Source organism: Methylocapsa aurea (assembly GCF_000746085.1).
Classification (GTDB): domain Bacteria; phylum Pseudomonadota; class Alphaproteobacteria; order Rhizobiales; family Beijerinckiaceae; genus Methylocapsa; species Methylocapsa aurea.
This window is the reverse complement of the sequence record NZ_JQKO01000004.1, coordinates 128536-142948: the sequence shown is the minus strand read 5'-3', so window position 1 is coordinate 142948 and position 14413 is coordinate 128536. Positions and strand designations below refer to the sequence as shown.

Below are 14413 nucleotides of genomic sequence, written 5' to 3'. Positions count from 1 at the left end.
AGGCTGTCGCCGATCGATCGGCGCGACACTTTCTCGAAAGGCCGATCAATTGAAAGGAAATCTGATGCCGTTCTCGTTGAAACGCCTCGGCGCTGCTGGCATGGCTGGCATTTTCCTGCTAGCCGGCGCGGAGGCTTTCGCGCAGGCCAACCCGCCGGCGAAGAAGCCGGCCGCCCCAGCTCCCGCGCAACAACCAGCCCAAAAGACGCAGGCGCCCGCGCAGCAAGGGCAGCCGCAGCAGCCGCAAGGCCCGGTCAAGATCGAGCTCTCGCCGACGCAAAACGACTGGACCAAGGTCTGCGGCAAGGATCAGGCCGCCAATAAGGAAATTTGCTACACGACCCGCGATTTCAGCTCGCAGGCGGATCAGCCGCCGGTCTTGGCGCTCGCCGTCTATGACGTTGCGGGGGATGACACGCGCATTGTCCGCCTTCTGATGCCGGTTGGGCTTTTGTTGCGGCCGGGCTTCCGCTTCGCCGTGGACAAAGGCGCGACGCTGGAGGGCAATTTCGAAATCTGCTTCCCGAACGGTTGTTTCGCGGAAGCCAAGGTCAAGGGCGCCACCATCGACCAGCTCAAAAAGGGAACGGTCCTGAATGTCGCGGTGAAGAACCAGGTGAATAATGAAGTCACCTTCGGCATTCCGCTGGTCGGCTTCGGCAAGGCGTTCGACGGTCCCGCGATAGATCCGAAGGTGCTCGAAGAGCAGCAGAAGAAATTGCAGGAAGAGTTGCAGAAGCGCGCTGAGGAAGAGCGCAAGCGCTTGGAAGCGGCCAAGCCCGGCGCGGCGGCCAATCCCGCCGCTCCGGCGGCGCCTGCGCCCGTTTCCCCGCCTAAGCAATAAGCAACGGCGCCCGAAGCGAAAAGCCAATTGTCCGGCGATGGGAAAGCCCCTTCGCCGGGTGCCGGAGCGTTGTTTTCTTGATTCGGCGCGTCAGGAAATCAAGGCTGGCGGCGCATCGGACTTCGCCGCCATCGCGCCGCGCTTGAAGGGGGCGAGACGGGGTCCGAGAGCATCCCAGGTCTGCAGATAGATTTCGATTTGATCGAAGGCCGGGCCTTCCCATGCGGCAAGGAAGGCGTTGGCATTGACGCCGCTGCGGCGCAAGCGGCAGATCGCGCGCTCCGCTTCGAGCCCGGCATCGGTTGCCAGGGTGGCCCAGTGCGGCATCGCCAGGCTTGACCAACCCTGGCGCGCAGAGACGGCGGCGACGGTGGACAGCAGGCAGGCTTGCCTCAGTGCGGCCGGTGGCTGTGGCCGTTGCTCGATATTGGCCGCCGCGCAGGCTTCGTCGAACAGCCGAAAGAAGGCGTAGACGGCGAACCAGGTGAAAAACCACGAGGCGGTATGCTCGCCATCGAGCGGAAGCCGATGGTCTTTCAACAATCCTTCCGAAAATTCCTTGAATTGATTTTCCCGATAGGCGCGCGCGAAGACTTTCTGAATCGCGAAGGAATCAGCGTCGAACTCCAGCGCCTGTGCCTCGGCGAGATTGAAACCATTGGCCTCAATAAGGCGCATTTCCGGGAAGGGGAGCGGACCGCCTTCTTGATGCAGAAGGTCGACATGCCCGTTCCAGAGATGGCCGACCTCATGCATCAACGCGAAGTCCATCGCTACGTCGAAGATGGCGGCGGCCAGTTTGCGGCGGATCGGCTCGATCTCCTCGCTCGCATGGTTTTCCTCGCGGACAAAGAACAATTCGCCTTTGGGCGGAGGCGCGGAGTTTTCTCCGAGCCGGTCGATATCGTCGATCCAGGGAAAGACTTCCCGGATCGTCATTACCGCATTGCACAGGCTCCACATGGTCCTGACCGTCGCGGAATAGATGCAGATCACGTCCCGAGAGCTTCGCTGCGCAAAGGCGTTGAATTCTCGATGCTCCGCGAAACCGAAATCGACCCCGCCCGGGGCGGCGTAATCGTCGGAAAGCCCCGCGAGGCGGCCGCGCGCGCGCGCCTCCAGCATTTGAAAGACATGGATCATGCCGCCGGGCTTTGGCGCGGGCGGCATGAAATGAGTGAGGCCGAGGCTTTTCAGGGCCTCATCGAGCGCGGTGTCATGGCCAAGCATGGTTGTCCCAAGCAATATTTGAGTGTCCTAAACGATATTGGGCTCGCCACGGGACCGCCCGGAGCGGCGCAGTGATCGAGCATCATGTTGAACTTTTAGCTCTTCTCGCCGGATTTAGACAGATTATGATTTAAGCGCCGGCTGATCTTGGAGTTCCTTTTTATCGCATATCGCTGAATTAAGTGAACGTCGGCGTCAGCCTGGCGCTTGCTTCACGCCTTGCTTTTCAGTTCCACCGCAAACTTGATGAGGGCGGGGCTGGTGGGAATATGCAATTTTTGCTTCAGGGCCGAGACAATATTGGCGGCGCTCTTATAGCCGATCGCCAGCGCGGTCGAAATTTCGGAAAGACTCTTTCCATCGCCGAGCAAAGCCACGACCTGGCGCTCCCTGTCGCTCAAGGCGCGCAAAGGATCTTCCGCGGCCTCGAATTTGGCCAAGGCGAGATTTTGCGCCACCGACCGGCCAAGATAGACCGATCCGGCCAAAACCGCGTCGATCGCCTGCAAAATCGCGTTGGGATCATCATTCTTCGTCACATAGCCGTGCGCGCCGGCATCGAGCGCTCGGGTCACAAAGGTTGCCGCCTCATACATGCTGAAGATGACGATGCGGGCCGTTGGATTATCCGCAAGCAAGCTTGAGATGATGTCGAGGCCGCTGGCGTCGGGCAATTCCACATCGAGAATGACGACCCTTGGCAGAATCCGCCGGTTGGCCGAGAGGCCAGCCTCGGCCGAGCTGGCTTCGCTGGCCGCGAAATCCGGCCGCCGCGCGAAGATCCGCTGGCAACCGTCGCGAACGATGGGATGATCCTCGATCAGCAATATCTTGATCGCATCGCTCATGTTTCGTCGCCCATTTGACCCTCTTGCGCTCCGCGCGGTTGCCTCTGCATGAGGGGGAGCCTGCTCGTCAAATCACGTCGACGGCGGGGCGGGTCCAACCGGAATCGAAGCTTCGATCAGGGTCCCTGCATGCGCTCCCTTGCCGATTTTCAGGCATCCGCCAAGTTTGCGCACCCTTTCGCTCATGCCGAGCAAGCCGAAACCGAATTGGAGCGCCGGGGGCGGGCCGACGCCGTCGTCTTCAATCGATAGAAGGAGGCGCGGCGCCTCGGCCATTGACCCTGCGCCGGCGCGATAGTCCATAGCGATCCGCACGGATGCGCCCTTGGAGTGTCTTGCCGCATTGGTCAAGCATTCTTGAACGATGCGATAGCTGGTCAGGCCGACCTCCTCGTCGAAGGTCGGCGCCCGCCGCGCGATTTCGTCCGGAATCTGGAGGTCGCAGGCAAATTCCCGGTGCTGGGCGCGCCAGGACGCAACGAGATGGCGGAGCGCGTCGGGCAGGCCCATTTGGTGCAGGATGACCGGCCGGATCCGCTCCAGAATGCGATAATTCTGCTTCTGGATTGCGTCCGCCAGGACTGAGATCGTTTGCGCCCGCTCGATAATCTCTTGTTGAGGCTTGGGCGCGGCGGCGCCTGCTCCTGCCGCCTCGATGATGCAGGATGCGGCGGCTCTGATTCCAAACAGCGAGGCGCCGAATTCATCGTGCAATTCGCGGGCGAGTTCCTTTCGTTCGGCGTCCTGGATCGACAGCAGGCGGTCGATGAGCAGATGATTTTCGGCTTCGGCGCGGGCGAGGGAGTGGGCGAGGCGGTTGAACTGTTCGCCGATCCGGCGCAATTCGGCGATGCGGATCTCCCCGAGCGCTTCGAATTGGCCGCGCCCGAGCCGATCCAGTCCTTCGACCAGCTGATGGATCGGCTGCAATGTGTGGCGGGCGGTCAGGAGGATGAGCGCGACGATGACGATGGAAATCGCCGTCAGAAGCGCGGTCAGGAAGACGAGGCTGGCCCAGATTTCCGCCGCCTCGTCGGTGGGCTCGCTGGACATGACGAGTTCGCCGCGCCGCGCGCCAGTCGCAATGGGAAAGGTCTTCTGGACCCGCGCCGGCTCGAATAGATCGAGAAACCAGTTTGGCGCGGAAGACAGCCGCCTCGGCTCGGGCTTTTGATCCAAGGCTTGGGTCGCGCTGGCGCCAGCGTCCGGCCACAGGGGCTGATAGGCGACCTTGATGTGGCGGACATGCGACAGGCCGGTCCGCAGCCGCTGCAGGGCAGCCTCCGGATCCTTGGAGCTGGCGAGTTCGTCCAGCGCGTAGCCGATCAACTGATCCCCCAATTCGACGCCGGAGCGGATTTCCGAGGCGATCCGCGTCCTCGCGTCGAGAAGCGTCGCGGCGATCATGGCGACGATCCCCAGCAGCAAAATGCCGGTCGGGATCAGGATCAGGCGCATCCGCATCGAGTTTTTCGCCGTCTCCTGCGGCATCGATCTCTCCTTCGCCCGCGCCTCGAGCACCCTCAGACTGGAAAGCGGCTCCAGATCTCCGCTTATCGCATTTCCTTAACGCGATCAGGCATCGGCTTGCCTCGAAACTGCGGCCAAGGGGGGAAATGGCGGCGGGGACGAAGGCGCGGCATTTTCAGGTCGGCCGCTCTTTTTATTTCGCGCCGCCGCTGCAATGCATGGCAAGGGGTTGGCGCGCGGCTTCGCCAAAATGGGCCAAAATGGCCCGCCGATGGGACTTGACGGGTCAAAGCCGCATGGCCCATGTAAGCCCGGCTTGGCATGGAGCGGCAAGAGGCGGTTTGGCCTCGCTAGCCGCTTCCGCAGGGCAAATGGGTGGGCGAGGAGAATGGCGGGCAAATGACTGACTCTGGCCCAACCAAACTTTCGCCCTGGCGGCGGGTCGTCGTCAAACTGTCCGGCGAGGCCTTGATGGGCCAATCGAGCCACGGGCTCGACGCGCCGACCTTGACGCGGATCGCCGCCGATCTCACCAGCTCCGCCGCGCTTGGGGTCGAGGTGGCGGTGGTGGTCGGCGGCGGCAATTTTTTTCGCGGCATAGCCGGCGCCGACAAGGGCATCGAGCGGGCGCGGGCCGATTCAATCGGCATGCTCGCCACGGTCATGAATGCGCTCGCCCTCGAATATGCGATCGAGAAGCAGGGCCAGAGCGCGCGGGCGCTGTCGGCGGTGCCGATGCCCTCGCTCTGCGAAGCCTACTCGCGGCAGGCGGCGCTGCATCATCTCGGCAAGGGCCGGATCGCGGTTCTCGCCGGCGGCACCGGCAATCCTTTCTTTACCACCGACACCGGAGCCGCTTTACGCGGCGCCGAACTCTCATGCGATCTCATCATGAAGGCGACGCAGGTGGACGGCGTCTATTCGGCCGACCCAAAGCGCGACCCGACTGCGACCCGTTATGAGAAGCTTACCCATGACGAGGCCATTGCGAAGAATCTGGCGGTCATGGATACGGCCGCTTTCGCGCTTGCGCGCGAGAACAAGATTCCGATAATCGTCTTTTCCATTCAACACCCCGGCGCGATCCGCGCGGCGCTCGAAGGAAAAGGCAAAGCCACTTTTGTTTCGCCCTGATTGGCGCTAAGCATCATTTCTGCAAGGCAGCCGCCGGTTTTCGGACGAAAAAGATGAGCAAATCAAAGAATCTAAGCAAGATTGGCATGGCGAGCCAACGCAAGCTTGCCTAGAGCGGAATGTGCGAAATGGCGCCGAATTTCCGGCCGGATCATGCGCTAGGGCAGACGGATAGAAGCGAAGGTCCTGGACGGCGAGGCTCCGAGGCGGCGCGATTTTCCAGCCAGGACTTGCCAAGCAGGACTTGCCAACCAGGAACCGCGCGTGCGGGCGCCCGGAGCCGTCCATCCGAAAATCTCGAACGACGGCCGCAATTCGCGCCAGTCCGTCGGGCCGCTTGGCATATATTAGGCATTAGGGTTTCATGATGAGCGCAGAATTCGACATTTCCGATCTGAAGCGGCGCATGCAGGGGGCCATTTCGACCTTGAAACATGAACTGGGCGGCCTGCGAACCGGGCGCGCCACGGCGAGCCTTGTCGAGCCTGTGCATGTCGACGCCTATGGCCAGTCGATGCCGCTCAACCAGGTCGCGACGATCAGCGTGCCGGAGCCGCGCATGTTGTCGGTTCAGGTCTGGGACAAAGCCATGGTCAACGCCGTCGATAAGGCGATCCGCGATTCCAATCTCGGCCTTTCGCCCACCGTCGAGGGGCAGGTCCTGCGCATTCGCATCCCGGAGCTGAACGAGCAGCGGCGCAAGGAAATGGCGAAGGTCGCGCATAAATATGCGGAGGAGGCGCGGGTTGCGGTTCGTCACGTCCGCCGAGACGGGCTCGATACGCTGAAAAAGCTGCTCAAGGACAAATTGATCAGCGAGGACGATGAAAAGCGTCACGAAAGCGAAGTCCAGAAAGTGACGGATCAATGCGTCGGCGAGGTCGACCAGGCGCTTGCGATAAAAGAAAAGGAAATCATGCAAGTTTGATCCAAAGAGGTCTGCTATAAGCGCTTTTGGCTGGATGCGTTTCGCCTTGGCCAAAGTGAAAGTCCGGCCTCGCGAACCCGCCGGAATCTGGTAAGTACATTTGCATTGTTTTCCGCCGGCCCACCGCGGCTGGAGTCGAGAGTTCCCGCTCCTGCGAGCAGCCGGGACATCCTTCGAGACGAGAGGCAGCGGATCAAGATGCCGCCGGCGGCTGGCCACCAGGACATAATGATGCCGAGCATGATCTCCGCAGAGCCGGCGCTCGAAGCTCCGCAGCGTCGATATGACGTTCCGGCGCATGTTGGCGTGATCATGGACGGCAATGGGCGTTGGGCGGCGAGCCGCGGCCTGCCTCGGATCGAAGGGCATCGCCGCGGACTGGAAGCGCTCCGCGGGACCGTGCGCGCGGCGATCGACTTCGGCCTGGATTATTTGACCGTCTATAGTTTCTCGATGGAGAATTGGAACCGGCCGGTCGAGGAGGTCGCCGACCTCATGGGCCTCCTCAAGCGGTTTATCCGCAACGATCTCGGCGATCTGCATAAGTCCGGAGTCAAGGTGAAGGTCATTGGCGGCCGGGCCAATCTCAAGCCCGATATTCGGGCCTTGCTCGCGGAGGCCGAAGATCTCACCAAGGCCAATACGCGGCTCACCCTGATCGTCGCCTTCAATTACGGTGGCCGACAGGAAATCGCCGCAGCCGCGCGCTCCCTTGCGCTTGACGTCGCGGCGGGTCGCCTGAACCCCTCCGAGATCGACGAAACCCTGCTTGCCCAGCGTCTCGACACTGCAGGGATCCCCGATCCTGATCTCATCATCCGCACCTCCGGCGAGCAAAGACTCTCCAATTTTCTGATGTGGCAAGCGGCCTATTCCGAATTTGTTTTTCTGCCGATGCATTGGCCCGATTTCGACCGGGAGGCCTTCGCCACCGCCCTGGCGGAGTTTTCAGCGCGCGAACGGCGGTTCGGCGGGGTGACGGCGCAAGGCCGCAATGGTAAGATTAAAATATGAGCCATCCTCTCGGGAGACCGGCCCGGCCCGCCATTCGGAACGATGCCTCCGACGCGCCGCGTGAAAAGCCTCCGGCGCCAGGCAGCCCCCGGGGAAGCCGGCTGGCCGACATCATGCCGCGCATTCTTTCCTCGCTCGTGCTGGCGACGGCGGCGATCACGGCGGTCTGGTGGGGCGGCGAGGTCTTCTCCATCATATGGCTCGGCGCCGCCTATGCGGTCGGCTACGAGTGGCAGACCCTGATCCGCGCCGCCCGCCCTCTTCTGCGCTTGATCCTTGTCGCCCTCGCGCTTGTTCTTGCGGCGGAATTCGCCCGGAGAGGCAGTTTCAGCGCGGCCAGCGCCGCCGTCGCCATCCTCGGCCTGGCGACGGCCTTGGCGGCCGGCTCCTCCCGGCGCTATTGGGCCTTTGTCGGCGTCGTCTATGCCGGCGCTCTCATTATTTCCGTCAACGCCTTGAACAATTCGGCGGCTTTTGGCCCAAAGGCGATCTTCTGGCTGTTCGCCGCCGTTTGGGGCACCGACGTCTTCGCCTATTTTGGCGGCCGGCTGGTTGGCGGCCCCAAACTCTTGCCGAAAATTTCACCCTCGAAAACGTGGTCCGGCACGCTGATCGGTGTGTTTTCCGGCGCGCTTCTCGGCGTCGTCGCCGCCAAGCTGCTAGGCTTTTCGATCGGGGGGCGCGGCCTTGGCGATTTTTCGTCTGTGCTGGCGATGTTTGGCCTTGGCCTTGTCACGGCGCTCGTCTCCCAAGCTGGCGATGTGTTCGAATCGGTCGTGAAGCGATGGTTCGGCGTCAAGGACTCGAGCCTTCTGATCCCCGGACACGGGGGATTCATGGACCGGCTCGATGGCTTCCTCGCGGCGGCGACGTTCATGGCCTTGGCGGGAGCTGCTCTCCGCCTGATGTGAAAGCTGCCGGCGCCTGAGGACCAGAGCGGCTTTCCAAGTCAATTCGGGCGCAGCAGCCGCCGGTTCGCGCCAAGAGAATGCGTTTTGGCCTTTTGGCGGCTTGGCCTTGATTTAGCCTCTCCTTCTGGCGCAAGCTAGCTCTGAGCTCGCGGCGAGACGCCCTTAGTCTATTTTTGGCCGCATTTACCTTATGTGAACCGGCATCCGGTTTGCTTGGAAGATGTGTTCGGTCGGTCTTTTGACGCGGTCTCTTGAAAAGGCGGCGTCTTCCAAAAGACATGCTCCAGACGAAACGCGAATGAGGCGGCATGGACAAAGTCATTGAACTGCGGCGCGCGCCAGCGGCCAAAAGCGAAGCGCGCACTGTCGTGATCCTTGGCGCGACCGGGTCGATCGGCAAGTCCACCGAAGACATTATCGCGGGCGCCGACGGAGCCTTCCAGGTCGAGGCCGTCGCCGGGGGACGCGATCCGCGCGGCTTGGCCCGGGTCGCCCGCGCGCTCGGCGCGAAATTCGCTGCGCTCGCCGATCCCTCAGGCTATGCGGAGCTGAAAGAGGCCTTGGCCGGAACCTCGATCGAGGCGGCTGCAGGCGAGGCGGCCGTCATTGAAGCAGCTTTGCGCCCGGCCGACATCGTCGTCGGGGCGATTGCGGGCGCCGCCGGCGTCGCGCCGACCTTCGCCGCGCTTTCGGCGGGCCGGACCGTCGCGCTCGCCAACAAGGAATGCCTGGTCTGCGCCGGTCCCGCCTTCATGCGTCAGGCCGCCGCCTCCGGCGCCAAACTGCTGCCCGTCGACAGCGAGCATAACGCGATTTTTCAGGCGATGGGCGACGCCGAACTCGCCACGATCGAGATGATCACGCTGACGGCTTCCGGCGGCCCGTTTCGGACCTGGACCAGCGAAGCCATCGCCAAGGCCACGCCGGAACAGGCGTTGACGCATCCCAATTGGTCGATGGGACCGAAAGTCACCGTGGACTCCGCCGGGCTTATGAACAAGGGCCTGGAAGTCATCGAGGCCCACTATCTTTTTGGCGTCGAGGCGGCCCGCCTCGATGTTCTGGTTCACGCCCAATCGATCGTTCACGGTCTCGTCGCCTTTACCGATGGCTCGGTCACGGCGGGGCTCGCGTCGCCGGACATGAGGGTGCCAATCGCCCATTGCCTGTCCTATCCAAAGCGAATCTCGACCGCCGCGCGTCGGCTCGATCTGGCGTCTGTCGGCCAATTAACCTTCGAACGGCCCGATTTCGAGCGTTTTCCGGCCTTGCGCGTCGCGTTGGAGGCCTTGCGGACGGGCCGGGGTCTCCCCACTGTCTTAAACGCCGCGAACGAAGTCGCGGTCGACGCATTCTTGAACCGGCTGATTTCCTTTCACGAAATTGCGGCGATGGTTGAAAAGGCGTGCGATGCGGCGCTCGCCGACGGGGTCTCGCACGAGCCCGACTCCGTCGCGGATGCGCTCGCCATAGACCAAGCCGTACGCGAAAGGACGCGCGCTCTTTTTGGAAAGCAGGCGGCATCGAGCCTGTTCATGCATTGATTTTGGACAAGAACGGGACAAGATTTAGAAAGCGCGGGGCCGAGCGGCCGAAGGGTGCGGCTGCTTCCGCCGGCTCGGCAAGAGTCTCAGCCGCCGCCGTCAAGGTCAGCTCCGCCGCGCAACCTGAACTGCGCTGCAGTGGTACGAAGAGCTTGACCGTTATAAGTTAAGGTCAAGGTTTTATCTTAGAGTCGCGCCAGAAAGGAGTAGAGAGCGGCGATTTAGCGCATCTTCTGCTCGCGAGCAAAATTTCGTTCGCGCGAAGTTCTTCTGTATCTATTGATGGCAATCTGAAATTCTATTCGAATTCCAGAGAGTTTTCCAACGAAGCAGCAACCCAATCGCGGGAGAAATTGCGATTAATACAAAGGGCTAGAGCTGCTTTCCAATTTCGCTGAAAGCCTAGCCTTCCCTTCAATCGTCACGTTCTAGGAGTTCCAATGTCGATCTTTACCCATATCTGGTCTGGCGCCGGATATATCGCACCTTTCATTTTTGTCTTGAGTCTCGTGATCTTCTTTCACGAATTGGGACATTTTCTGGTTGGCCGTTGGTGTGGCGTTAAGGTCGACGTTTTTTCGCTTGGCTTCGGCCCCGAAATTTTTGGTTTCGTCGACCGCTACGGGACCCGCTGGCGGCTCGCGGCCCTTCCCCTCGGCGGCTATGTCAAATTCCATGGCGACGCCAATGGAGCCTCGGTGACCGACGAAGCGGCTGCGGCCTTGATGCCGGCGAGCGAGCGGGCGGTTAGCTTCTTTGCTCAGAAAGTCTGGAAACGCGCGGCGATCGTCGCCGCCGGCCCCATCGCCAATTTCCTCCTCGCCATCGTGATCTTCACGGGCATATTTTACTTCAATGGGCGCGACATCCTTCTTCCATTGGTCGATGGCGTGGCTCCGGGGAGCGCCGCTGAAGCGGCGGGCTTCAAACCGGGCGATTTGATCGTTTCGATCGACGGCGCGAAGATTGTCAGCTTCGAAGAGATGCAGCGCGCCGTCCAGACCTCGAGTGATACGCCGCTGACTTTCGGCGTTGATCGCGAGGGCAAATTGGTCGAACTCGTCGCGACGCCGCGCCGGCGCGATGTCGTGACGCCGTTCGGGACCACCCGCGTTGGGGTTCTTGGCGTCGAGGCGCGGGGCAAGCGGGAGAATATTCAAACCCAGCATTTTGGCCTGATCGAGTCGTTCAAGCGCGCCAACGCCGAGACTTGGTATGTCGTGGCCCGGACCGGCTCCTATCTCGGCGGCTTGGTGATGGGAAAAGAATCCACCGATCAATTGTCTGGGCCGATCCGGATCGCCGAGGTCTCCGGTGAGATGGCCAAGATCGGCTTGGCGGCCCTGCTCAATCTCGCCGCAATTCTGTCTATTTCAGTTGGAATTCTCAACCTTCTGCCAATCCCCCTCCTCGATGGCGGTCATCTTTTCTACTATGCGGTGGAGGCGGCGCAAGGGAAGGCCATGAACGAGAGAGCGCAACAGTTCGGGTTCAAGCTCGGACTGACGCTGGTGGCGGGATTGATGATCTTCGCGACCTATAACGATATCCTGCGCCTGACTCGCCAATTGATGAATTTGGGATAACAAGAATCGGGAGATATAAAGGCGAATGGTAAATAAGAATTGATTGAGGAACGGAGTTGGGTTGATCAAAGGGTTAACCCTAACTCTTTACGTTTTGCTCACCGCAAACCGTGTCTTGTCCGCAACGCCATGCCGAAAACGGTCCCTCGAATTGAATCTTGATTTGCAGTGCGGAATAAACGCTGTAGAAGCAGAGCTTGGGACAAGCGAGCGCGCCTTGCGCTCCCGAATAAAGCCAGTTGGATCAACTCTCTGGCGCCCGGCTATCAACCGGCGTTAAGGAATGTGGGGACCGGTCGTACAATGCACTTCATGCGTAGCCATATGAGCCGGTTCGCTGTCGCAGCCCTTGCGTTTGCTTGGCTGATCGGCGGCGTGGCGGGAGCCGTCGCCGCGAGCGTTTCCGTGCAAGGCAACAAGCGCATTGATAGCGAAACGATCGCCGCCTATTTCACCGGCTCGGATCAGGCCGCCGTCAACACCGGCGTGAAGGATCTCTACGCGACCGGGCTGTTTTCCGAAGTGAAGGTGCGCCGCGAGGGCGGCCGCGTTGTTGTCGTCGTCGCTGAAAACAACATCATCAACCGCGTCGCCTTCGAAGGCAACAGCAAGATCAAAACCGAAACGCTGACGGCGGAGGTGCAGTCGAAATCGCGCGGGCCCTATAGCCAGGCGACGGTTGACGCCGATATCGAGCGCATCAAGGACGCCTATCGCCATGCGGGACGCTCCGCCGCCACGGTGACCGCGCGGACGGTGGATTTGCCCAACGGCCGGCTCGATGTCGTCTTCACCGTCGATGAAGGCGAGAAGACCGGGGTCAAGACGATCAATTTCGTAGGCAACCAGGTTTATTCGTCCGGAAAGCTGCGTGATCTCATGCAGACGACCGAGATGAATTTCATGTCCTTCTTCAAGACCTCGGACGTCTATGATCCGGACCGGATCGCGTCCGATCTCGAATTGATCCGCCGCTACTATCTCAAGACCGGCTATGCCGATTTTCATGTCGTCGGCTCCGACGCCCAATATGATCCGGCCGTGGGCGGCTACGTCATCACGATCACCGTCGAGGAAGGCGTTCAGTATCAGGTCGCCTCGGTCGTCGTGGAGTCGCATCTCCGCGACATCGACGGCGAATCGCTGCGGCCGCTCGTGCGCTTGTCCGCGGGCGATATCTATAATGGCGATATGGTCGAAAAGACCGTGGACGCCATGACCAAGGAAATCGCCAAACACGGATACGCCTTCTCGCAAGTGCGCCCGCGCGGCGACCGCGACCCGGTCAGCCGCACGGTCACGATCGCTTTTGTCCTTGATGACGGCCCCCGCGTCTATGTCGAGCGGATTGTCGTGCGGGGAAATACCCGGACGCGCGATTACGTCATCCGGCGTGAATTCGAACTGGCGGAAGGCGACGCCTATAATCGCGTCCTCGTTTCGCGCGCCGAGCGGCGGCTTAACAATCTTGGCTATTTCAAGAAGGTGAGGATCACCAACGAGCAGGGATCGGCGCCCGATCGCGTCATCATCGTGGTCGACGTCGAGGACCAGGCGACCGGCGCTTTGTCGGTCTCTGGCGGCTACTCGACTTCGGCCGGCTTCATTGCCGAAGTTGCCGTGACCGAAACCAACTTCATGGGCCGCGGCCAATATGTGCGCCTTGCCGTTTCCGCAGGTCAGTACTCCCGCGGCGTCGAGTTCAACTTCACCGAACCTTATTTTCTCGGCAACCGCATGGCCGCCGGCTTCGATGTCTACGCCAAGCAATCACGGGTCAATCAATATTCCTACTACAACACCAACGTGACCGGAGCCACGCTGCGCCTTGGTCTGCCCGTGACCGAAGAGATTACTTTCTCGCCGCGTTATTCGATCTACAACACCGACATCACGATCCCCAATAATTCGCGCTATCCCTATAATGATTGCAACAGCCCGATCTGGGGAACGACGCCTGGCATCTATAATGGAACGACGCTCAGCTTTGGCAATAATTGCTTGACGAACGGCGAGGCCTCGCTGGCTCTGAAACAGGCGCAGGGCGGGACCCTGACCTCGTTGATCGGCTACACGCTGGGCTATAATTCGCTCGACAACAACAAGGTCCCGACCTCCGGCTTCTTTGCCGAACTCCGTCAGGACGTCGCCGGCCTTGGCGGCGATTCCCACTTCGTTCGCACCAGCGCCGACGTTCGCTACTACCATGAGATCTACGATCAATTCGTCGGCTTCGTTCGCCTTCAAGGCGGCAATATCACGAGCTTCGGCGGAAGCGATCTTCGCATCGTCGACAATTTCAACCTGGGACCGAGCCTCGTTCGCGGCTTTGCGCCGAACGGCATTGGGCCTCGCGACATCTCCGACTACTATGTAACGGGCAACACTCAGGGCAATCCACTCGGCGGAACCACTTATTTCGGCGCGAGCTTGGAGGTTCAGTTCCCGATCTTCGGCATGCCCAGGGATCTTGGCCTGAAGGGCGCCGTTTTTGCCGATGCCGGCACGCTGTTTGGCTATAATGGTCCAACTAACTTTACCAATTTCCAGAATCCTACCAACCAATGGTCCAGCAATTGTACGCTCAGTAATGTCGCGCCGGCCTACACGCAGGGCAATTGCATCATCGTTGGCGGGAACTCGTCGCTTATCCGCTCGTCGGTGGGCGCTTCCATCATCTGGGCGTCGCCGATGGGGCCGATCCGCTTCGACTTCGCCAAAGCGCTGACGAAAAGCCCCTTCGATCAAACGCAGTTCTTCCGCTTCACGGGCGGCACCTCTTTCTGACAGCAGTCGCCGCATTCTTACCGCAGCGCTTGGAAGGCGGCGTTCTTGCCGGAATTGAGCTTTGGCGCGCTCCCAACTCCTGAGGATCTTTGCGCAACGCTCCGACTGGCGCGCGCC

The 14413-nt window shown here is 61.0% G+C and carries 11 protein-coding genes; 8 read left to right on the top strand and 3 right to left on the bottom strand.

Features of this window, described 5'->3' with window-relative positions:
* Window positions 1-64 precede the first annotated feature (64 nt).
* Window positions 65-844, top strand: coding sequence for an invasion associated locus B family protein (locus DL86_RS03750; protein WP_036258603.1), 780 nt, complete (start codon window positions 65-67; stop codon window positions 842-844).
* 90 nt (window positions 845-934) lie between these two features.
* On the opposite strand, the gene DL86_RS03745 is transcribed toward DL86_RS03750, so the two are convergent.
* The 3 genes from DL86_RS03745 to DL86_RS03735 form a co-directional block, all read right to left on the bottom strand.
* Window positions 935-2089: a hypothetical protein gene (locus DL86_RS03745; RefSeq protein ID WP_245276216.1), complete on the bottom strand. Its 1155-nt coding sequence runs from the start codon at window positions 2087-2089 to the stop codon at window positions 935-937.
* Window positions 2090-2286: 197 nt separating this feature from the next.
* Window positions 2287-2922 carry a response regulator transcription factor gene (locus DL86_RS03740; protein WP_036258318.1) on the bottom strand — a complete coding sequence of 212 codons (636 nt, stop codon included), beginning with the start codon at window positions 2920-2922 and terminating at the stop codon, window positions 2287-2289.
* 72 nt (window positions 2923-2994) lie between these two features.
* Window positions 2995-4413 carry a histidine kinase gene (locus DL86_RS03735; RefSeq protein WP_036258601.1) on the bottom strand — a complete coding sequence of 473 codons (1419 nt, stop codon included), beginning with the start codon at window positions 4411-4413 and terminating at the stop codon, window positions 2995-2997.
* A gap of 378 nt (window positions 4414-4791) precedes the next feature.
* On the opposite strand from DL86_RS03735, the gene pyrH reads away from it, so the two are divergent.
* The 7 genes from pyrH (at window position 4792) to bamA (ending at window position 14296) form a co-directional block, all read left to right on the top strand.
* Window positions 4792-5526 carry a UMP kinase gene (gene pyrH, locus DL86_RS03730; protein WP_036258599.1) on the top strand — a complete coding sequence of 245 codons (735 nt, stop codon included), beginning with the start codon at window positions 4792-4794 and terminating at the stop codon, window positions 5524-5526.
* A 367-nt stretch (window positions 5527-5893) separates the two neighbouring features.
* Window positions 5894-6454: a ribosome recycling factor gene (gene frr, locus DL86_RS03720; RefSeq protein WP_036258596.1), complete on the top strand. Its 561-nt coding sequence runs from the start codon at window positions 5894-5896 to the stop codon at window positions 6452-6454.
* A gap of 240 nt (window positions 6455-6694) precedes the next feature.
* Complete coding sequence (locus DL86_RS03715; RefSeq protein WP_036258593.1) at window positions 6695-7468, top strand: isoprenyl transferase; 774 nt, start codon at window positions 6695-6697, stop codon at window positions 7466-7468.
* Window positions 7465-8379, top strand: a complete 915-nt coding sequence (locus tag DL86_RS03710) for a phosphatidate cytidylyltransferase (RefSeq protein WP_036258314.1) — start codon at window positions 7465-7467, stop codon at window positions 8377-8379. Before DL86_RS03715 ends, DL86_RS03710 begins: the two co-directional genes overlap by 4 nt.
* A gap of 308 nt (window positions 8380-8687) precedes the next feature.
* On the top strand, window positions 8688-9923 hold the full coding sequence (gene dxr, locus DL86_RS03705) for a 1-deoxy-D-xylulose-5-phosphate reductoisomerase (RefSeq protein ID WP_051952619.1): 1236 nt from the start codon (window positions 8688-8690) through the stop codon (window positions 9921-9923).
* A gap of 440 nt (window positions 9924-10363) precedes the next feature.
* Window positions 10364-11509, top strand: a complete 1146-nt coding sequence (gene rseP / locus DL86_RS03700) for an RIP metalloprotease RseP (protein ID WP_036258312.1) — start codon at window positions 10364-10366, stop codon at window positions 11507-11509.
* A 324-nt stretch (window positions 11510-11833) separates the two neighbouring features.
* Entirely contained in the window at window positions 11834-14296 is a 2463-nt protein-coding gene (gene bamA, locus DL86_RS03695) for an outer membrane protein assembly factor BamA (RefSeq protein ID WP_342585845.1), read from the top strand.
* Window positions 14297-14413: the final 117 nt, after the last annotated feature.